The sequence below is a fragment of the Leptospira brenneri genome, from assembly GCF_002812125.1.
GTDB lineage: Bacteria > Spirochaetota > Leptospiria > Leptospirales > Leptospiraceae > Leptospira_A > Leptospira_A brenneri.
In genome coordinates, this window is record NZ_NPDQ01000004.1 from 318,333 (window position 1) to 340,631 (window position 22,299).

Here is a 22,299-nt window from a genome sequence, read left to right on the forward strand (position 1 = left end):
ATTAAACTTTTAAAGGGACTAATCTTTCTTCGATATTCTCTCTTCCTATTTCCCCACTTTCGTGATACTCTGCATCCTGATTCACATTCCATACATCAAATACAGTTCTATCTGCTACTATGTTTTCTACAGTTAGCATTGCAGTCATCATTGCATGATCCTGATTATTGTATTTATGCATTCCATTCCTTCCCACTAGATGAAGATTATGAAACTTACCTTGAATTTCTGCCTTTAATACATCTATATGATCTTGGTAAACATCATCGTAAACTGGGTAAGCTTTTTTCTGACGAACAACAAAACCCTCTTTAATGTCTTCAAGTTTTGTTAATCCAAGTTTTACCACTTCCTTCTTTGCTAGGTTTACCAATTCTTCATCAGTAGATGACCAAAGACCATCACCTTCAAAACAAAAATACTCCAAGCCATAACAATTATAAGCTGGATCCGGTACCATCTCTGGTGACCAACTCTTAAAATTTTGAATTCTTCCGACTTTTACCGATGGATCATGAATATAAATCCAGTTATCGTCAAAAATATCTTTTTCCGTGACAACAAGGGCAACTGTCAAAAAATCCCGATACCGAAGGGAATTTGCAGAACTAAGCGCTTGAGGTGAAACCATTGGCTTTTTAATCGCATGAAACAATTCTCGAATTGGTGCTGACGAAATCACATGTTCAGCTTCAAAAACTTCAGTTTTTCCTGTTTTATTTTGTGAATGAATTTTCCAGGATTGGCCATCTAATTCTAGTTGCGTGACTAGGTTTCCCATTTTAATTTCGCCACCCATTTCTTGAATCTTAGATGCGCAAGCTTCCCACATCATCCCAGGACCCTTTCTTGGATATCTAAATGAATCAATCAGAGTTTTGATCATCTTTGATTTATCTTTAACCTTTGACTTAGGCTTGATAGCATTCCAAATGGCGGAATATAAAGACAGCCCCTTAATCCTTTGAGCTGCCCAATCTGCGGAAATATCCTTTGTATCCATTCCCCAAACCTTTTCTGTGTAGGTTTTAAAGAATATGGAAAAGAGTCTTTTTCCAAATTGATTGGTCACCCAATCCTCAAAATTCTTAGGATCATTAACGGGGAAAATACTGGCCTTAAGATAAGACAATACACAAAGAATGGATTCAAATATACCTAAATTAAACAAAGCCTCAAAAGCTTTTAACGGATATGCATAAAATTTATTATTATAATATATTCTAGACGAGCGCGGTCTATCTAACATATCGTTAGGCAAAATTTCAGTCCAGAAATCTTCAACTTCCTTTGATTTAGAAAAAAATCTATGCCCGCCTATATCAAAATAGAATCCTTTGATGGATTCAGTACGCGAAATCCCGCCTACATACTTCGCATCTGCTTCTAAAATGGTTACATTGAATCCTTTCTTTGCTAATAAATAACCTGATGTTAGCCCAGCAGGACCAGCACCAATAATCACAATTCTCTTAGTAAATCCCATCTAATTTCCTTAAACAATTTAACTTTATAACGAAGTCTTACTTTTACACAAAAACAAAAAATCTCCTTGAACCACGTTACATTCTCCAGAAAGAAAAAGATTAACTAAACGAGGACTTAGAGTACTTTGATCGGTATAGAGATCATTGCGATATAACAAAAAAACTGCGCTATGATCCAAAAAACTAGATTTAACGTTATTATAATAAAAGTCGTCGAGATTTAAATGTGGAGAATAGGAAGAAAACTGCATTTTGCAAGGCTTAACATCGTTTAGGAGAAAAAAATCTTGGTCCCAATGCATTATAGATAAACAATTACAATTTGCATTTGATTTATTAAACTTCTGCTCACAAAGATTATTTTTGCTAATCCACTCAGAATGATTTGGAGAAACAATTCTTTCAAATTCAATAAAACTTGTCAGATAGGATAAAATTCGCATTATAAATAATAAAACAAGAAGCAAATATACAACTCGAAATATATTCTTATCAATTCTAAATTTGATTCTATTAGAAATAAGATCAAAAACACGGTTAAGAAAAAAACCCTGCTTCTTACCGATTAAAAGCAAAAAGAAAAAACAAATCCCCATATTTACATCATTTTTGTAAGTTTGAGAAATAAGCTGAAATCCTTGTTCTTGAATTCTCCAAGAGTCAAGAGGTAACACCAAAATACACAAAAAAAGGAAAAAAGTTACTAACCTTTCAGCACGATAAAGATAGATAGAAATCAAACCCAGAATTAATACAATTATTTGATGATCAAAAATTGGTCCGTAAGAATAAATATCATACCAATTATTGGGAACATACCAAGAATTATTAATAATTGTTTTGAGCATCGAAAGGCCGGAACCCATACCCTGAGCTTTATTCGTTTCTACGATCCAATAATGAAAGTTTAAATTACCAGATTTGAGGAAAACAAACACTAATAAAATTATGGCAGGAATGAAATGTTTAATATGAATTTCTTTAATCTTATGAAAAAGGAAAAAAGAAAAAAATGTAAAAAAAAGAAAATCAGTGAAAACATTTGTGAGGCCAACAAAAACAGAGAGCCCGACAAAATAAAGTGCTCCTATTAAATAGGCGAACCGATTCTTTCGATCTTCTAGGTAATAAAAAAAAAGGCTAAGATAAACTAATTGCAAAAAAGGTAGATATGTTTCTGACAATACCCTAAAATAATTAAAGGTTAAAAATAAATTCAAAAGAACAAAACAAAAGAGTATTTTAAAAAAAAATATTAATCGCTCTGACTTGATTATCATTCGAACTGAATAAAACGCCAAAGAAATAATTGTAAAAATTGTCACAAAACTAGAAAATACTAAAATAAATACGCCATTACTCAGGGAATTTGAAAGAAAGTCCTTTGGCAACATCGAAAGAAAGAAAGAAAGATACAGATATAACCCTGGCATATGATTGCTAGTTACATATTCATTTAGCTTTCCACCTTTTGCTAAAAACATTGCATTCTTTATATTCTCACTAGCATCACCAAGATGAACATAGCGCCAATGATTCAATTCAAAAAGCCCTAAATTAGCACCTTTAGATTGAAAAACGATTAGCAAAAAGAAAATAGATAATGAAACAAAGAGATTTTCGATCAAAAACCTATAAATATAATGTAAATTTTTCATAACCTAATTAACGAGAAGCCTATCCTACACTTTTTAACCGGTAAAAATACTGTCAAATTCTTTCATCATAGAATGAAGGTAGCTTGTAAAAGAGTTTTTATTCAACCAAGCGTTAGCCAGAAGAATAAGTAATAAAGAGAAAAACTAAATTCAAAAAAATATCCTAGAATAACCCAAATATTGCTAGTAAATGCTATACTCAATCACTTCCCAAAATTCCGGAAAATTTATTGATTATATATCTATCAAACCTAGGGATATAAAATTTCACAAACAATAATAACATTCGAAAGGCAGTGAGTCTTCCAAAAACAAAATCAATTGCTAGCTTTTGCTTATATGACCAAGGAGCCGTTGATATACCGGTATTATCGTTAATCGATATAGGTCCGTCAAAATGAAAAGTACGGTTTTTTGGTATTGATAGAAAGAAAATGTAGTCAGAGATGATAAGCTTAGGAGTGACTAGATAATAACCGTAAGTTTCATGTAATTTTTTCCTATATATAACGGATTGGTGTAAAATGAAACCTCTTTCATAATTTGCTTTACCAGGTATCAAATAATTTGGGCTCTTAAGTAGATTACAAGTAAACCAATTACCAAAAATAAAATCGTGTGCATCCAAATGATCTGACTTAAAAATATTTGATAAAACCTCTGGACTTGCAAAACGATCGCCAGCATTGAGAAAAATGAGCCATTCTCCTTTAGCTAACTTAGCCCCCTTATTCATCGCATCATAGATTCCTTTATCAGACTCGCTCACCCAACGATCAATACCAACTTTACTATTCTTCAAGAATTCAATGGTTCCATCGGTTGATCCACCATCAATAATTATGTATTCATAATTATCAAAAATCTGAGCATTTACACTTCGAACAGTGTGTTCCAAAAACACTCTATTATTCAAAACAATGGTGATAATTGATATTCTGGGGGATTTATTTTTCACGTGAATTTAAAATTAACCTTTTTTTTAATACGATCATTAGTGGCAATGAATACAGTGGTAAAAATTCCGTAAAAATTCTATACTCGTATATATTTGCAGTATAGAAGTATATAACCAACAGCAACCAACCTACAGGTAAAGTCTTCCTGATTCGCAAAGGGAGTATACTAATGTTCCTTTTAAAAAAAAGAGGAGAAACCAATAGAATTGGAAACATAAGATACGCGGTCCGATAATATAATTCAAAAAAACTTGGATTTTGAATTTCATACATAGTAGAAGTCAAAAATTTAAAATTTGACCAATACTGATCCTGATATACGTCACCTATTTTCTCTGCAAAGAAGAGGTTCAAGAAAACCTTGATTCCACCCCACAGAACCAGTAAAAAACCGATCTTTAAAAATAGTTTCCATTTCGAAGCGAACTTCCAGTGAACAAGAAAATAACAAACTATAAAAATTATCGAGGTTTCCCTATTCAAGGTGGCAACAGTTAGAAGAATAGCAAAGAAAATATACGAACGCGTTTGCATCGAATAAAGCAATAGAATGCAAAACAAAATTGAGTATGTATCGTACAAAAAATATAATGGCATATACCGAGGCAAGAAGGAAAACCACGGAATCAATAACATCAAAAAAACCGTCGAAGCCAAGGCAAACTCTTTGGTTCCATACAACTTGGAATATTGAAAATATGATAGGAAAATAGAAAAATAGCCAATAAATTCAAGAAAATAGACAATCTCCTCAGCAGTATAATCAGTCTTAATGTTAATATATTGACCTATCCAACTTGTAAAAGCTCGCGATACAAATGGCTTCCCATAATTGTGAGAAAGGTAATTTTCATGCCCGATGAAATTATAATTTAGTTGATTGTGTAATCCAGTAAACAATAGAGCAGCTAAAATAAAGCCTACTATTAAACATAAACTAAAGAACCAATTCTTTATCTGAGAATCTTGATTAAATACTTTTAACATTAAGTTAAGCCAGTTTCCAAATTCTATTGTAATTACTTTAAGATCTTTAATAGTTCTTTAAAGCTTAAAACAACTTACAGCGAATGAATCGAGGTAGATTACTTTCATTTAATTGCATCGCAAATTTTTTCAACTGATCCAGTTTTAAAATTAAAAATAGGTAAATTTGCGATAATTTCTATTTGATTAGAAATACCTGTTACATAGGAAAGATTTCCATTTCTATCCCTAGATTCACGAGCTGGATTTAATGAATATGCTGTCTCTGCAGAAATTTCCTTAAATCTGACAGCATAATCATTTCGAATAAAAAAAGCATTGTTGCAAATACTATTACATCCTATAAATTTGTATCCCTTGCGGCTTGTTAATTCTATAAATGCAGCTAACGAAGCACCGTAATATAAACCCGAATGATGTGCGTTAAATCTTTGAAAATTTGGATCATACGGTACCGATACTTTGCTTTCATAGCCAAACAAATTATTTATCTCAGTAATAATCACAATGGGTTTAACAACATTAATCTGCTCAAGAACCCAATAGTCATTCCCATCAATATCAACACTCAAAATTCCTATATCATCAGAAAATCCGTTTCCAGAAATTAAAGAATTGATATTTTCTTTAGTGATAAATGCATTGATAGCTCGTAAAGAATTCTGCCAAAAATAATTTTGTCTTTTAATAGATTCAATATTCCTTTTTGAACCGTCAATAATCAGTCCATCCCAATGACGACTCATCATTAAATAACGCGTATTTGATTCGGAATAATCTTCCACTCCAAACTCGATATAAGATTTTGGAATCTCTGGAATTCTATTTATAATATGGTCGATTAATCCATCTTCGTTCCATTGAGAAAATACCTTGAAACCGCTATCTAAAAAAAATCGACTCTTATCGTATCGATCTAGGCGAGACTGGATCTCTCCAAGTGATAAATGTAAATTTTCAATCTTTTCTAAAAGTTGAAACTGCTTATCGAGAACCTCACCGAGAAAAAGCCTCAATAATTTTCGAATAATTTGTTTAATCAATTTCATTATATTTTCCACATAAATTAAAAATAAATATTTTAAACTTTAATAATACTCTGTGAATCCGCGATGGATAATAATAGATTTCAACAAATTCGTGAAAAAAAGTAACTAAATCTTTCGTCTTTGGGTGAACAAGTGGAAATACCAATTTTTCAATTTCTAAATTTGCAAAACTTGAATTTTGATCTAAAGTATGTGTTCCATCAGCCCGGAAACCTAAATTACGTACTAAATTTTTTGAAGGCATAATCGATACTCTACCCTCTTTCCAATTATGATAAGACCACTGATGATCCCAGGTATCAACTTTACCGGAAGCTGACTCTTTTATCCAATGACTCCAGGTCTTTTGCTTTCTTTTCGACTTAAAATACTTTGAAAGTACAGTGTCAACTTTCTCTAACTCCAAATCCTTAGATTTGTACCCCTCCCAAGCTCTTCGCCACGTTGCCCAACCCCAAATATGAAAATACTTCGAGTAAAAATATGATTCTTTCAAATGAATCTGGTCATAAAAAAAATTCACACCAGAAACCATACCAATTTCGGTATCAAATTTATAACGCTCAAGTAAGTCTTCACAAAAAGAAAAAAATGACAAGTCAGGCAAACAATCATCCTCTAGAATAATACCCATTTCTTCAGACTCAAAAAACCAAGAAATCGCGGATGAAACACCTAAGCGACACCCCTGATTATCTTTAGAAAACCGAGTTTTTACTGGAATAGATTTTGGGATTTTCTTTATTAATTGTCTAACAGAAGTTACTTTATCAGCCTCTCCAAACTTCCCATCTCGACCACCATCAACAGCAAAGTAAATTGTCGCTGGTTTATATTCTAAAATTCGATTTAACGTTAATTCTGCTAAGTCAGGTCGATTAAAACCAATCAAAAGAACTGGAAGTTTCATATTTTATTAAGCTCTTTTATTATTTCAGTTACATGGCTTTCCAAATCAATTGAATCGATAGGAATTGTCGATCCTCGAGAAAAAGAATCATATAATAATTTCTTATGAGAACTCATGTTCATCTGAATAAGTGGAGGAAAATAAGCTGTCATTTGTTTATAACTTTCAGGATAAGGAATGAACCGAAATATGTGATTTCCATTTGAAAAGCAAAACACTTTGGGAACCTTCGTAGCCATGGCCATATGTGCACCACTTGAATCCATAGATAAAACCGCGCTAGAGTTGCCAATCAGATCAATCGTTTCTATTAAATTAGTGAGACCACATTTTGAAATAATCCTATCAGACGGACCTTCCAAAATGCGACCGTTTTTAGATTCATTGTTTCCACCTAAAATAAAAATTCTAAATCCCGTATGAGTAAGAAGTTCCTCACATATAAATTTCAAATTCTCAATTGAAAGTTGTCTATATGGAGAACTAGATCCAATAAAAAGGGAAATGTATTTTTTTTCGGATACAATTTTACGAAAGGGAAGATCCAAACTAAGTTGAGAAAAAACTGGATCAAAGAATTCAAAAAAATGACGATTTTTTTCGAACTCAAATTGGATTGTCTCATCATTCTCTACTAACTGATCATATTGTTGATCATTGAGTAACTTTAATTCTTTTAAATAATTTAAATCATCACCTCTGGGGCTTATTTTCTCGGCTGTAGAAAATGGTAAAAGAAGAAAATCAACAATGTGATTTCTTGAGAAAGTTGGCTGTATGATCTTTCTAATTTTATAGGTGCTTAACCAAAATAAGACAAAAATTCGATAAAATCGATTGCTAACTAGTTTATCTACATTAACCCAAATGACCTTATCAGCAAATTCTTTGTCATAATACTCATAGATAGACTTCCATGCAATATTGGCCAAAAAAAGGATCTTACGACCCCGGATAAATCCAGAATTTTTGAATGGTAAAAGGAAATTCCTAAAAAGAATATAGTCGCCGATTGAGTCCAATCGATTGATTAAAACATATTCATCTCCGAATACAAAGAAATGCTGAACAAGTTTACTAAATAGAAAAAGTATTTTCTTAATCATTAATATTTTTATCTTTTTATAAGATTCTCTGAAAAATCTCTAATACTAATTTTCCAAAAAACCAAACTTAATAACTGAATTTTTAATAGTGGTCTCAAATCACGGACGAACGCCAGAAAAAGAGTACTTGCACAAAACTGAGATATCAAAGTAGCTATAGCAGCACCCATAATTCCGTATGTCGGTATCCAGAGATAATTAAGAATTACATTAACAACTAAACCACAGATACTTTTCCACACTGTATACTTTTGTAAGTTTTCGATCAAAAAATAATTTCCACCTGCGACTCCCCAAAAAACAAAAACACCAGACCAAATATGTATTTTTAATATAGCAGAAGAAGAATGAAATAGATCACCGTATAAAAAAATAATTAGGGGGTCAGCAACAAACTGAATTGCAAAAGCACCGATAAAAGCAATCCAAAAGACCATTCCATGTAGGAGTAAAAATCTTTTCTCGTATTCAAGAGAAAGTTCATTTTTTAGCTTTATTAAATTCGGGAAAAAAGACGATGCTAAACCAATGGGAATAAAATACCAAAACTCACTCCAACGAACTCCTACGCTATAAAAACCGAGTGCTGAATCACCCAACATAGACCCGATCATAATCTGGTCGATTTTCATATAGACAATGATCGCTAAACCTGCCATCAATAAGGGGAATGAATCAAATAAAATTTTCGATATCCTATTTAGGTTTGGTGGTTGAAATATAAAATTAACATGTTTTTTTACATAAAAAAAATATATCGAAAGTGATGTTAGAATTCCTTCAACTGCAAAAGTAGCAAAAAGTGCTGAAAACGAATATTTATTTACGATAATAAATATTCGGATAGCCGAAACAACCAAGAAAACTATATTTTCTATCCAAACTATATATTTTACCTCTAACTTTGATTCGTAAACATATCGAACTACAGAAAAACACTTAAACAATGAAGGAATACATAAAAAACCAAACAGAAAATAAAGATCATCTTCAGGACGCAAAAACCATATTATAATAAAAGATAAGAGCAAGGACTGGAACGAAAAAATTAAGTGAATCCAAAAAGAAGCAGATAAAATTTCTAAATGATCACTTTCTTCAGAAACAAACATCTTAACTAGTATACCTTCCGACCCGAAGGAAATCAAAGTACCAGAAAGAACAAGTAAAGCATTTACGTAATTATACTTACCAAACCACTCCGGGCCTAAATATCGAACGATAAAAACACTAACAAAAATCCCAACACAGAGTTTTAATAGTTTATCAGCAAACATCCATAGACTATTTATTAAAATTAATTTCAAAACTAAACTTTGTTATATAATTTCACTATAAAATTTACTAAAAACAAGAACAATAATGCAGGAAGCATTGGCCCAAGAGTGGTGGGTTGAAAAATTCCATAAATAAGCAAAAAAATAAGGCCAAGTAAAATTGAGAATCCATAAGGATCTCTCTGTTTAAGGGAATCTGAATAAAATGCAAGTATCATTCCAAAGAATATACCAAAAGCAACGATCCCCAAGATTCCCCCATCACGAAACATCGTAAAAAAAATTGAACCGAATGCATTCAAAAAAATCGGATTACTAAACCGATCGATTCCAATATTAAAGTCACGATGAAGATAACCGCCCACAATATCAGTTTGTGATACAAACATAAATCCAAACTTATTTAAAAACAAAACCCAATATCTCTCAATGCCACCCAACATTGATAACCCATATGAATATTGATGCAAAATGGATCCTGGATTTTTGAGTTCTGTATCAAAAATAGAAAAGGATTCTGTATGATAAGTAACGACATACATATTTATAATGTCTAAAAAGGACCTAGACCCTCTGTATAAGGTAATCCAAAAGGTTAAAAGGAGAAGGATAAATATTGGAACAAACGCCTTCAATAGATTGCTTCTCAATTTGGCAAAACCATTAAAGTAAGTAACAAAAACTAAACCGAGAATCACTGCAATAATCAAATAATGATAGCCGAACCTACCAAACATAATCAAGGAATCGAGAATTACTAATGAGACTCCCACAAGAAGCAATGCATTTTTTTTTCTCAATACTGAGAAAGAGATACCGGCAAATAGATAAATATATTGAAAAGGACCAATTATCAATGCGTGTAATAAAGCCAACTGATTCGAATGAAAAAAAATAGTAGGTGATCCACTCACAAAACCAAAAACATCATTTCTATACATTCCAGGAGACATTACAAAACTAAGAATATAGATAGTACGGCTTGCAAAAAAAATCTGAACCGGTAAAACAAAACAAATAGAAATCCAAAGTAAAACATTATAAAAATCACGATTCTTTTTTACATTAGTATTTTTTTTAGATGGCTTTCCAAATAAAAAGTTATACATAAAAAAAGCTAAAACAATAAACAGAAAGAAGAGAAAATATATGCACTGGGTATAAAAACTAATTGTATAAAGCCCTGAAATTGAACAGTAGGACAATACATTCCACAATCCCCACCATACTAGAATAATAATCAAAGCGATCGACCGAAACCCTCTGATACATAAGAATACAATCAATAAAAAATAAAATAGAAAAGTTATAACAAGAGCCATAGAGAAAGAATATTAGATTTAACGAGCTCCATATCCAGTCAGAACTGTCTTTATTGTTTTAAATAAAATGAGTAAATCTAACCAAAAAGAAAAATTCTTTATATAGTAAAAATCAAACTCTAGTTTAATTTTCATTCCATCAACCTCGGCAGCATACCCTTGATTTACCTGAGCCCACCCACTAATACCTGGCCTAACCACATGCCTGTATGCAAAGAAAGGTACGTCATTTTCATACCACTGCGATAACTCGAATGATTCAGGACGTGGACCAATAAAACTCATTTGCCCAAAGAGAACATTAATAATTTGAGGCAATTCATCAATTCGATATCTTCTTAGGAACTTTCCAATTTTCGTAATCCTTGGATCGTCACCTGACCCAGTAAATCCTTTTCCTTTTTTATCTTGAAACATTGTCCTAAACTTCAACATTCGGAAGGTTCGACCTTGATATCCCATTCTTGTTTGAATGAATAAAAATGATCCAGGAGATTCAATTTTGATCAGCAAAGCAATTAAAAGTAAAAAAGGAAATATAAAAGGAAGAAAAATGAGCGCCGCTATAAAATCGATTAATCTCTTAACAAATTCATAAAACCGAGAAGGAAGAAGACTACCAAATTCGTTTTCAGATAAGTGTTTTATTTGTACCCTGCCGGTTAATGATTCCTTAATTTTTTTTGTAGAATAGACGGGGATACGAGAAAGGGTGCATTTCGCCAAAAATTTTTCCCATTCCGCTGGCATTTCATTAGATGAAAAATCTGCTACAATTGCATTAAATCTCTGGCTCTCTAAACTTGATTCCCTTAAGACTACAAAAAAAGCTCCATGGGTATTGTCAAAATCTTGAGCTTCACCAAACGGTAACAAAGCATATCGAACCATTCTATATCTTCGACCAAGGAAAAAACCTAAATAACACCAAAATAAAGTTAGAAAGTAACCAACTAACATTACTTGAATTGAATATGTTTTGCGAGTTATAAGAATATATAAAACGGGAATTAAAAAACATATAGTAGCAACAGGTATAACATAAGATACAGTTTCTGATCCAGGGAGTCGAAATATTTTACGCAGTGAAAACGTGGAGATAAAAAAAGCTGTTAAAGTAGTTAATAAAGAAGTAAATATATTTGGGTCTTCTGAGCGCCAGAACTGAATCCCCCAAATAGGCACTGCTGTTAAAATAATAAGTAGAATTCCACCTGACAAAAATTGAAACAAATAACTTAAAAGAATTTGTTCAAACCATCGAGAGTGCCTTCTTGTATATTCACTCATCTTAAAATCGTTTTACCGTTTGCTTATTTAATACTGACATTATTTTTCTTGCTGTCGTTGAAACAGAGAACGTTGAATCGAGAAGTTTTCTGGCATTCTTACCCATTTCTTTACGATGCTTTGAATCTAAAAACATAAGTGCATTTTGGTATAAAGTTTCATGATCACCTGCTAAAGAAACTAAACCAGCATTTCCGTCTTCGATCACATTTTTTAAATCATTACCTTCGTTCACGGCTCCGAGGATTGGAATCCCTACTTGCATATAACCAAGAATTTTGCCAGGGAAGTTATGAGTCTTGTGAGCTGGATGCAAGGTAAATAGACCAACATCGATTTGAGATAATATAGAAGAGAATATCTCCTGAGAAACGGACGGAAACAAAAGGCAATTAGTTAATTTTTTATTCGCAATTGTATCTTGAACTAATTGGAATTCATCACCAGCTCCAAGAAATACGAATTGCGCCTCTTTAAAAACTAACATACGTTCAGCTAGAAACAAAAGGTTTCGCATATCTTGTGCATGACCAATATTTCCGCCGTAAAAAAAAATAATTCGATCCTGGAGACTATATTTCTCTCTTATATTATCTTGATCCGTTCTTTTTATAATCCCCAAAGGGGATGCCCAATTAAATAAAAGTTGGGTATTCAATATCTTAGGATACATTTCGGAAAACAATTTTAGATTGGCAGGCGATTGAATTCCAATTGCATCTGCTGATTGATACAGTTTTCTTTCATAAAAACGAAATAAATAGGCAAGAACCGAGTATTTTCCAATAATCCCATTATCGATTACCCATTGCGGAAAAAAATCTCTAAGGATTAGATATGATGGCGACTTCCATTTTTTTTTTAGATATCTAACCAAACCTGACCAGAAAATAGTAGGTGAGTAAAAAACAATTAAATCATGTGGATTTGTTTGTAACCAAGGAGATAAAGATCTAACAGCACGAAAAGATAAAAGAATTTCATTAATAAGCCGAACTGGCTTTGAAACATTCTTTATTCTTCCCGACCTAAACCGAAGAAGATTAACTCCATTAAAATTATTTATTGTATATAATTCCGATTGATCTGGGTCTGGGGTTATAACAGTTACTATATGACCAGAATTTAATAATTCCAAAGCAAGTTCATGCATCATTTTACCGGCAACTTTAATACTTTTTGGTAAATAATCATCTACTATAATTAAAACTTTCATTTAGATCTAAAACAAAAATTAATACTGTTTCCAAACGATTCGTTTGACATAGTCGGTATAACTAAAAATAATTCGAACTACTTTTTCTGAAACATTAGGCATTGAATAATCTTCAACTAGCTTTGATTGCTTTAAGAATTCCTCTCCTTCTTGATCTAATAGTGCAATTGCTTGTAATATACGATCTTTCTTTAGACCAACCATCATAACCGCAGCCTCTTCCATTCCCTCTGGTCGTTCATGAGCTTCCCGAATATTCAACGCAGCGAATTTCAAAATTGAAGATTCTTCGGTAATCGTTCCACTATCAGAAAGGACGACCTTCGATTCTATTTGAAGTTTATTGTAATCCATAAAACCGAGAGGCTTAAGAAGCCTTACATTCCTATGAAAATCTATTTTCAATTGGTCTATCTTTTTTTGAGTCCGTGGATGAGTGGAAACAATAACTGGTAAATTATATATATTTGCAATTGCATTAAGTGTATCGACTAAAGAATTAAAATTTTGTTCAGAATCAATATTTTCTTCACGGTGAGCCGAAACCAAAAAGTATTCCTTACTCTTTAAATTAAGTTGACCCAATATTCCAGAAGATTTAATTCCAGACATATAATACTGTAATACCTCATACATGGGACTTCCAGTTTTTATCACTTGATCCGGGGACAAACCTTCTCTTAACAAATATTCTCTGGCAATCGCGCTGTATGTTAAATTAATATCAGAGGTATGATCAACAATCCGTCTGTTAATCTCCTCGGGAACACGTAAATCAAAACATCTATTTCCGGCTTCCATGTGAAAAATGGGGATCTTACGTCTTTTCGCTGGGATTACAGAAAGGCAACTATTGGTATCACCTAATACAAGCAAAGCATCTGGCTGATTATTCGATAGTAATTCGTCAAAACGAATAATGATCTTACCTATTGTCTCTGCTCCAGAGCTACCTGCTGCTTCCAAAAAATAATCAGGTTTTCTAATCCCGAGATCATTAAAAAAAATTTCATTCAGCTCATAGTCATAGTTCTGACCTGTATGAACGATAGTATGATCACAGGCCTTATCTAAAGCCACGAGAACGCGTGAAAGCCTGATTATCTCTGGCCGAGTACCTAAAACCGTAAATACTTTTAATCTTTTCATTTATGAATCTCTGCAGAAAAAGTATCGGGTAAGTTTCTGTCAAAAACTTCATTTGCCCATAACATAACAATCAACTCATTCTCACCAATGTTGGTAATGTCATGTGTCCAACCAGGAATAGTGTCTACTATTTTCGGATCTGATCCATTTACAGTTATTTCACAATATTCTTTTGTGAAATAATGTTGGAAGCGAAACAAAGCTTTTCCTTGGATAATGAGGAACTTTTCTGTCTTAGTATTATGATAATGCCCACCTCGTGTTATACCTGGTGGAGCGGTAAAAAAAGAGAATTGTCCGGAAGACTCAGTCTTTAACATTTCAACAAATCGTCCTCGAGGATCTTTATACTCTGGAATTGAATATTGGCAATCTTCTATAGGATAATAGCTAATAAAAGTAGAGTATAGTGCACGTTCGAAACTATTCCCAACGGCTGGAATAGATAAAGTTGATCTAACCTCTTTATATTGGTAAAGTTTGTTAGCTAATTCGTGCAGCGAAACTGAATACTCAGAATTCAACTTTGGATATTGAATTCCGACTCCTGGAACTTTACTAACCAAACCATCTATTTCTTTACAAAAGTCTTCAACAAAAACCAGATTTATTTTTTTTGATGAATCATGAATTTCTATCGGTAACGAACGACTTATGTTATAACAAAACGTAGCTACAACAGAATTGTAATTTGGTTTTGCAAATTTACCAAATACATTTGGCAATCGATAGATATAAACTGCTGCCTTTGCTTTTTTACTATAATTTAATAAAAGATCTTCCGCTTCCTTTTTTGATCGCCCATACGGATTGTCAATTTCTGCTTGAGTAGAAGAAGCATATACTACAGGAGTGGACTTATTGGATTGCATCAAAGTTTCCACTATTTCTTTTGTAGTATTCGTATTACCTTCAAAAAAATCTTCTTTATTTAGCGGCCGATTTACACCAGCTAGGTGAATAATCAAATCAGCCGACTGAATATTTAATTTAAGTTCATCGGAAGTTGTTTTTCTATTTGTAAGAAGAAGTTTATTTTCTTTCTTTTCTGCAAAATAGATGTGCAGGTTCTTCCCAATGAAACCTTCGGAGCCTGTGATAAGAATTTTCATTTTTATCTACTTCTTTAAGCGGGAAAAGTCATAACAATCTGGGAGTAATTCATATCTAAGTTCTGCGACAAAGAAAGAATATTCAATATTAGGATTAAACGGATTTCGATTTGCTGAGTGAGTTTTTCCCTCAAAAATAATATTACCATAGCAGCCTTCAAAATTATTTTTCCCATCAGGAAATATCAAATGCGTAATTTTTTTATCTTTCATAAATTTTAAATATTCCCTAGTTTGACTCTCCTCATCTCTAACATAAGGATTCCAATCAAAAGAGTAAGAACTGTACGTAGCCAGTGACTTTGTTGACAGGGAACTGGATACTATCTTTGCATTTTTCGGCAAAAGATCTTTTAATTGAAGAAAAAGATCATATCCATCTGCAGTTTTTAGCATCACCTTCGCTCTTTGAGCCAAAGAAATACTTCCTGGAGTCAACGCATAAACGCCAACAATTAAGGATGCCAATACTAAGCAAGCTTGTATAAAAACCACAATTTTGAAAGCTAAAAATCTTTTAGAGTTTATTAGATTATTTTCGTTTATGAGCGAAATTTTTGTTAAGATTATCAGCCAAAGAAATGGTTCTAAAAAAAAACGAGAAGATGATTGACCCAATAACAGAGTTAGTACCACAAAAGAAATTACTCCAGAATATTTCGGAAAATTTCTAAGTATAAAATCCTTATTTGCAAACAAAGGAAAGAAAACCCCTACACCTAAAATGGTGGAAATTCCTCCAAGTGAATTTGGTATCAATAACGAAACAGGCCAGGTAAATATCGAATCTGAATATGACCTTAGAAATCCCAAAAATTTTTCTCTACCATAAAACGCACCTGGCAAAGGACTTAGAATGGTTTCTCTAATATTTCCCGAGTAAGCACCAATCTTCCAAATTAAGAATGGAAAAAGTAAAAGTAGAATGGCAAAAGCAGTAATAGAAAATGTTTTTATTACAGTTCTACGCTCCGAACGAAAATAAAAAGCTAAACTACCCAAAACTGCCAATGATAGAATGAAAGAAAATTTTACAGTAAAGGAAACAATCAAAAGGGCTATAGTAGCTCCATAAAGCAAATCTTTAATCTTTTCATTTTTTGCATGTTCAATCTCCAAGATTAAAACAAAAGCAAAAGATGTGAGTGCAATTGGATATAGCTGTGGTTTTGATGAAGGAACTAAAAATAACAATATAGGAGTGGTTAGGAATAATAACCCTAAAAATTTTCCTAATTCACTCTCTGCTGAAGATCGATAAAACCGAATTAAACCGTAAATAGAAACTAAGCCAGCAAACTGTAACAAAGACCCAAATTGCTCAGACCCAAAAGCAAGTCCTAGAGCATTTAAAACTTCTCCACTTCCTGCTAATCTACAATGAAACCATTCTTCACAAATTGGGAAATGACCTAGACTTAAAGTTTCAATCGCTACTCCTATGTGGTAATGCAAAGAGTCAGCATTTGTTACAGGACCTAAGGCAACTAACGCATATAGGAAAAAAAAGGCTAGAATTATTACTTCAATAATATCTTTCTTTTTATAAAAAGGAATTAGGGTAAATTTTTGCTTAAACCTCATCACCCCAAAAACGAGTAACAAACCACATATGAAATCAAATGCGTAATTTAAATAAAAACCAAATAATGCAATAGGAAAAATAACAGAGGACAACAACAAGATGCCAAAAACTATGTTTTGATATTGAAGCCACCGATTCTCTGAATAATACTCAAACCAAAAAAACCGTTGAAAGAACCTGCCTACGGATTCTAGACCAACTACAAGTATTATTCCGATAATAGCCGAAAACGGAGGATCGGCAATAAAGTTATCTAAGCCAGACTTCACTTCAATCTTAGTCCCAAGGTTCCGAAGGTTTACCTTCTACTAAATTTTTTATAAAATCCAATTTCAAAAGAAGTCTCTTCATCTCAGCCAAGTTTAATCGCTGAGTATTATGAGAATTATAGTCATCAGAAATGCTGATTTCTTTCTCACCCTCCTCAACATATTTCCCGTAATTTAAATCTCTTAAATCTGGAGGTATTCGATAGTATTCACCTTCGTCTATCGCTGATGCCATTTCTTCACGACTGAGTAGTGTTTCATAAAGCTTTTCACCATGCCGTGTTCCGATTACCTGAATCGGATGGTCATCTTTATTAAGAAGTGAAAGAATTGCTTTAGCTAAAACTTCAATAGTTGCAGCGGGAGCTTTTTGAACAAATATATCTCCACTAGATCCTTTTTTGAATGCATATAAAACCAATTCAACGGCATCTTCTAATGTCATCATAAAACGCGTCATATTTGGATCGGTTATTGAAATAGGTTTACCTGCGAAAATTTGATCTACAAAAAGAGGAATTACAGATCCTCGTGATGCCATCACATTTCCATAACGGGTTCCACAAACAATAAGTTTGCTCTCAATCAAAGTCCGTGCTTTAGCAACCATTACTTTTTCCATCATTGCCTTGGAAATTCCCATCGCATTAATGGGATAAACAGCTTTGTCCGTACTTAAACAAATTATTTTTTTGACACCCAAATCATAAGCTACTTGTAGAACATTTTCAGTGCCGATCACATTTGTTTTAAACGCTTCCATAGGAAAAAATTCACATGACGGAACTTGCTTTAAAGCTGCAGCGTGAAAAATATAGTCAACACCAGAAAAGGCTCCTATGAGTGACGAGGTATCACGCACATCTCCCAAAAAAAACTTAATTTTGGGATTGTTATACTTTTTACGCAAATCATCTTGTTTTTTTTCATCCCGGCTAAAAATTCTAATTTCTTTGATATCGGAGCTTAAAAAGCGATTGAGGACAGCTTTTCCGAAAGAACCAGTTCCACCAGTGATTAGTAGTATTTTCTCATTAAACATATAATTCATCCCTCTCTTTAATTGTGGGATAGTTGATGAGGACTGCCCGATATTTCCCTTTAAAAACAAAAAGACTACCAACACCAATACCAATATATCGAAATTTCTGAATCGCAGCTTTAATGTCAGTATAGCTTCCAACCCCACCCATTATCGTCATCGGAATATTGATTTGGCCATATATTTTTTCAAGTATTGGGAAATCAAATCCTGACATCATTCCATCCTCTTCAATGCAGTTAATGATAATTTCACCTGCTCCTTGATCTTGGAATTTTCTTGAAAATTCAATTGGATCCAATTTTGTATTGATTGAGTTGTTATGAGTCCAAATTTCATATTTATTGCTAAAGCTTTTTTTCTTTATATCTAAAACAACTGCGATGCTCTGGCTTCCGATTTCTCTTGAAATTTGTGATACAATACCAGGGTTTTCTATTGCCGCAGAACTTATTGCCACTTTTTCTATTCCCGCCGAGACAATTTCCTTTGCCTGTTCAACTGTCTTAATCCCACCTCCATAACACAGAGGCATTCGACTTTCAACCGAGAGCTTTTTCAAAAGGTTAATTTCTGGAGGTCTATTCTGCCTAGTAGCGTCTATGTCGATCACCATCAATTCATCAGCTTCTTTCTCATTAAAGATCTTTACTGCATTGATAGGATCTCCGACATATTTGGAATTAGCAAACTTCTGAGTTTTTACTAGGCCACCATCGTGGATTAATAAACAAGGGATGATTCTGGGACGCAGCATATTTTTTCCAGTTATATAAAATTAGAATTCGATAGTTACGACTTAGCAATCGATAAAGCTATAAAGCTTATCGTTATGCATCAGGTAACAGAGCAAAATTTAAGAGAAGACGCTCACCATAATGATGACTTTTTTCCGGATGGAACTGGACACCGTAAATATTATTTCTTTGGATAGCACAACTAAAAGATACTCCATACTCTGTCTTTGCAGAAATATCACTTTCATTTTCACATTCGTAAAAATAAGAATGCAAAAAGTAAAATCTTGAGTCCCCCTGCAATCCTTGAAATAAATCTGACCTTGTGTCAGAAGATATAACATCGTTCCAGCCCATATGAGGCATAGGTAATTTCCCAGAATTGGCCAGAAATTGAAACTTCTTTACCCTACCGGGAATCCAACCAAGTCCAGGTTTATTACCCTCTTCACTGGAATTTGCAAGAATTTGCATTCCTACACAGACACCTAAAATCGGAGTATTTCGGTTAAACACCAGGTCTTGAATAGACTCTTTCATTCCTGAAATTTCTAATAACTCTATAGCATGATCAAATGCACCAACTCCTGGCAAAATTAATTTCGTTGCACCAGTCAAATCTTCAAAAGAATTAGCAACTTTTGTTTCAATATTCAATCTCTTGTAAAGATTTTGAAAAGACTGAATATTTCCCAATCCATAATCGATAATCGTAATCATAATTCTATATAAAAGATTTTAAAATGCTCCACCACGCCGACCTAAGTGAAGGAACTCTACAATTTTTTCGATGATTTTCAATTTTCTATGATCGTTCTTGTAATCCCAATAAAACCTTTTTTCCATATTTAGATAATGATTTAACTCATCTGAAGAAATTCCTAACTTTGTTGCAATAAAATCAAAATCTTCTTGAATGGTTTCAGGATTAAAAGGTGGATTTTTTAAAATCTCCAATGCCTCTTCTCGCTGCATTTGTCCTGTAAGGATTAAACTAGAAAGCTGATTTCTTCTAACGTCAAAATTGAAACGAGTTGTTAACCAATAACCTTCGTAAAATCTTGTGAACCTGGATTCAAAGTGTTTCTGACCATATGATTTCCAGCCATATTCTTTTTCCAAAATATCAACGGCCATTTTTTTAGTATAAGGCATAAAATTCAATGGCTTCATCACTTTCATACCTTTGATGAATTTCTGATATATTTTATGATTGTAAACACTACTAAATGGATATGTTTTCATCGGAATAGTTCCAAACCGTTTGATAATATCTCGGATGTGAACTAAATCCGTACCCCAATAATAATAGAGATAGGGCATGATGACACATTCTGTTGCAATATTTCCACCATTCAAAATATATTTTATTTTATGTTTATTTGAAAACTTATATAAAACGGCTCCAAAGGCATGATCTTGCGGTATATCAATGTGAGGAACGCCTGATTTGAACCAAGCAAGCTGAAAATCCTTCATTTCATTCCAATTAATAACTTCTGTAAATAAATCTAAATTTAGCTTATCAACCAAGTTATGAATATTGCTTACCGCCATTTCAGTGTTCCAACCACCATCTACATGGAAAACCAATGGCCTCAACCCATACTCTTTTACCATAGTATGTAACATATAGGAACTATCAACACCACCACTCAGTCCCAAAATACAATCAAAGTCTTTGCCTTTAGAATGCTTTTTTATTTCTTCTACGTATACTCGTAATTGCCGTTTCCCTTCTTCGTTTGGAAACCAATTCGGTTTTACGTTTTTTTCGAAATCCCAATATACACTAGAAATCCCATGCCCATCAAATGAAACATCAGGAAGATTCGAGTCGATTACGGTTTTTGTACAAATTTGATAAGATTTAGTATTTTGAGTCATGTTTATTATAGAATAATTAATTATTTTTAGACGGAATCACACAAGAATGAAAAAGTTTCAAAAGAACATCTTTCCCAAGTATACTCTAACGAATATTCCCTGGCTTTTTTAGCTAAGCTGGTCCGAAGATGATTGTTATCAATTAATAATCGAATTGCTGCCTCGATTGAATCCGGCCGATCAGGATCAAAATATATCCCAGCATCTTTAAGTACTTCAGGCATAGGACCTCGATCTGAGCATGCAATGGGCATACCCAACCTCATTGATTCAATCAAAGTTATCGGCATGTTCTCAACACTGGAAGCAAAAACTATAATATCGAATTCTTTTGTAAAAGTTGGTAATTCATCATGTCGAATATTTCCAACGAAATTAATAAATGCTAAAGAAGAATCAATACTTCGAGAAAATTCCATTACACTTCTCCCAAAGTCTCCATCTATTTTCCCCGCAAAAGTAATTGATACTTTCGGGTAATTTGATCTCAGGACATTTACTGCCTTAATCACATTAATATGATTTTTATATTCTTGAATAGGAGAAATATAAAGAATTTTAATTTCTGAATCAGATAGATTTTCTTTTAATTTATGGATTTTACCAAATGCATCATCAATTCCATGTGGAATTATTCTGTAATTTTTCAAATCACCAGTATGATTTTGTATTACCTTACTTGAGTAGTTAGTTAAAAAAATAGTTCCTACTGAGTTTCTGAATGATGCTATCTGAATATAATATAAGAAAAAAAGCCTAATCCTAGCGATACCAAACTTGTAATATTTTAGAGAGTCTTTCTCAAAGTTTAATAGATCTTGACTCATAGTTATAAATGGTTTAAATTTTGAAATAGATCCAGCATCTGAATCAAACATTATATCACAACCTACCTTCTTTGCTTCCCGATGTAGCAAGAATCGCTGCCAAAAAAGCTGAAAGATTAGATTAAAACTTAAAAATCTAGGACTATGTTTTTTCAGCCAAGGTGCATCGGGTATTTGGTCTAAAAGTTTCTGGTAGGACCATATATGGATTTTTTCTATTTTATGCTTATCCACATCAAAAGAATTTAAAATCCCAATAATATGCGTTATAGCTCCACCTGATTTATTCCTGGAGGCATCAATTCCTATAATCACAATAGCCTTCTGTGTATAAATTTATTTCTATAAACCATAAGCTAAACCTTAAAACCGGCTTACCTGCAATTTCAAAATCACTCGTAGCCTAACAAAGGCAAGTTAAGTTAATTTT

Annotated in this window: 18 protein-coding genes; all 18 read right to left on the reverse strand. The window is 32.9% G+C overall.

Translation table 11 applies throughout. The features are described 5' to 3' along the window. Nucleotide 1: 1 nt before the first annotated feature. The gene (locus tag CH361_RS10690) at nucleotides 2-1,486 is read right to left on the reverse strand and encodes an NAD(P)/FAD-dependent oxidoreductase (RefSeq protein WP_100790796.1); all 1,485 of its coding nucleotides are present in this window, start codon (nucleotides 1,484-1,486) and stop codon (nucleotides 2-4) included. Nucleotides 1,487-1,510: 24 nt separating this feature from the next. Beyond that, on the reverse strand, nucleotides 1,511-3,115 hold the full coding sequence (locus CH361_RS10695; RefSeq protein WP_208861423.1) for a hypothetical protein: 1,605 nt from the start codon (nucleotides 3,113-3,115) through the stop codon (nucleotides 1,511-1,513). Between the two features lie 229 nt (nucleotides 3,116-3,344). After that, entirely contained in the window at nucleotides 3,345-4,103 is a 759-nt protein-coding gene (locus tag CH361_RS10700; protein WP_165782251.1) for a glycosyltransferase family 2 protein, read from the reverse strand. Nucleotides 4,104-5,195: 1,092 nt separating this feature from the next. Next, nucleotides 5,196-6,140 carry a hypothetical protein gene (locus CH361_RS10710; RefSeq protein ID WP_100790800.1) on the reverse strand — a complete coding sequence of 315 codons (945 nt, stop codon included), beginning with the start codon at nucleotides 6,138-6,140 and terminating at the stop codon, nucleotides 5,196-5,198. Further along, nucleotides 6,127-7,050: a hypothetical protein gene (locus CH361_RS10715; protein WP_100790801.1), complete on the reverse strand. Its 924-nt coding sequence runs from the start codon at nucleotides 7,048-7,050 to the stop codon at nucleotides 6,127-6,129. The genes CH361_RS10710 and CH361_RS10715 overlap by 14 nt, the downstream gene beginning before the upstream one ends. Beyond that, a complete protein-coding gene (locus CH361_RS10720) occupies nucleotides 7,047-8,156 on the reverse strand; it encodes a glycosyltransferase family 9 protein (RefSeq protein WP_100790802.1) in 1,110 nt (369 codons plus the stop codon). The genes CH361_RS10715 and CH361_RS10720 overlap by 4 nt, the downstream gene beginning before the upstream one ends. A gap of 8 nt (nucleotides 8,157-8,164) precedes the next feature. Beyond that, nucleotides 8,165-9,463, reverse strand: coding sequence for a flippase (locus CH361_RS10725; RefSeq protein WP_125232062.1), 1,299 nt, complete (start codon nucleotides 9,461-9,463; stop codon nucleotides 8,165-8,167). Nucleotides 9,464-9,465: 2 nt separating this feature from the next. Then, the gene (locus CH361_RS10730) at nucleotides 9,466-10,755 is read right to left on the reverse strand and encodes an O-antigen polymerase (RefSeq protein ID WP_100790804.1); all 1,290 of its coding nucleotides are present in this window, start codon (nucleotides 10,753-10,755) and stop codon (nucleotides 9,466-9,468) included. 18 nt (nucleotides 10,756-10,773) lie between these two features. Beyond that, on the reverse strand, nucleotides 10,774-12,045 hold the full coding sequence (locus CH361_RS10735) for an exopolysaccharide biosynthesis polyprenyl glycosylphosphotransferase (protein ID WP_100790805.1): 1,272 nt from the start codon (nucleotides 12,043-12,045) through the stop codon (nucleotides 10,774-10,776). Between the two features lies 1 nt (nucleotide 12,046). Beyond that, a complete protein-coding gene (locus tag CH361_RS10740; RefSeq protein WP_165782253.1) occupies nucleotides 12,047-13,261 on the reverse strand; it encodes a glycosyltransferase family 4 protein in 1,215 nt (404 codons plus the stop codon). Nucleotides 13,262-13,279: 18 nt separating this feature from the next. After that, on the reverse strand, nucleotides 13,280-14,410 hold the full coding sequence (wecB, locus tag CH361_RS10745) for a non-hydrolyzing UDP-N-acetylglucosamine 2-epimerase (RefSeq protein WP_100790806.1): 1,131 nt from the start codon (nucleotides 14,408-14,410) through the stop codon (nucleotides 13,280-13,282). Continuing rightward, nucleotides 14,407-15,522, reverse strand: a complete 1,116-nt coding sequence (locus CH361_RS10750) for a polysaccharide biosynthesis C-terminal domain-containing protein (protein ID WP_100790807.1) — start codon at nucleotides 15,520-15,522, stop codon at nucleotides 14,407-14,409. Before CH361_RS10750 ends, wecB begins: the two co-directional genes overlap by 4 nt. 6 nt (nucleotides 15,523-15,528) lie before the next feature. After that, nucleotides 15,529-17,376 carry a DUF1420 family protein gene (locus tag CH361_RS10755; protein ID WP_100790808.1) on the reverse strand — a complete coding sequence of 616 codons (1,848 nt, stop codon included), beginning with the start codon at nucleotides 17,374-17,376 and terminating at the stop codon, nucleotides 15,529-15,531. Between the two features lie 7 nt (nucleotides 17,377-17,383). Beyond that, nucleotides 17,384-18,418 (reverse strand): polysaccharide biosynthesis protein, encoded by a 1,035-nt coding sequence (locus tag CH361_RS10760; RefSeq protein WP_100790960.1) that lies wholly within the window; start codon nucleotides 18,416-18,418, stop codon nucleotides 17,384-17,386. After that, a complete protein-coding gene (locus CH361_RS10765) occupies nucleotides 18,411-19,175 on the reverse strand; it encodes an AglZ/HisF2 family acetamidino modification protein (protein WP_100790809.1) in 765 nt (254 codons plus the stop codon). The genes CH361_RS10760 and CH361_RS10765 overlap by 8 nt, the downstream gene beginning before the upstream one ends. 73 nt (nucleotides 19,176-19,248) lie before the next feature. Beyond that, entirely contained in the window at nucleotides 19,249-19,875 is a 627-nt protein-coding gene (gene hisH, locus CH361_RS10770) for an imidazole glycerol phosphate synthase subunit HisH (protein ID WP_100790810.1), read from the reverse strand. Nucleotides 19,876-19,893: 18 nt separating this feature from the next. After that, entirely contained in the window at nucleotides 19,894-21,042 is a 1,149-nt protein-coding gene (locus tag CH361_RS10775) for an N-acetyl sugar amidotransferase (RefSeq protein ID WP_100790811.1), read from the reverse strand. A gap of 26 nt (nucleotides 21,043-21,068) precedes the next feature. Further along, nucleotides 21,069-22,184, reverse strand: a complete 1,116-nt coding sequence (locus CH361_RS10780; RefSeq protein WP_100790812.1) for a glycosyltransferase — start codon at nucleotides 22,182-22,184, stop codon at nucleotides 21,069-21,071. Nucleotides 22,185-22,299 lie beyond the last annotated feature (115 nt).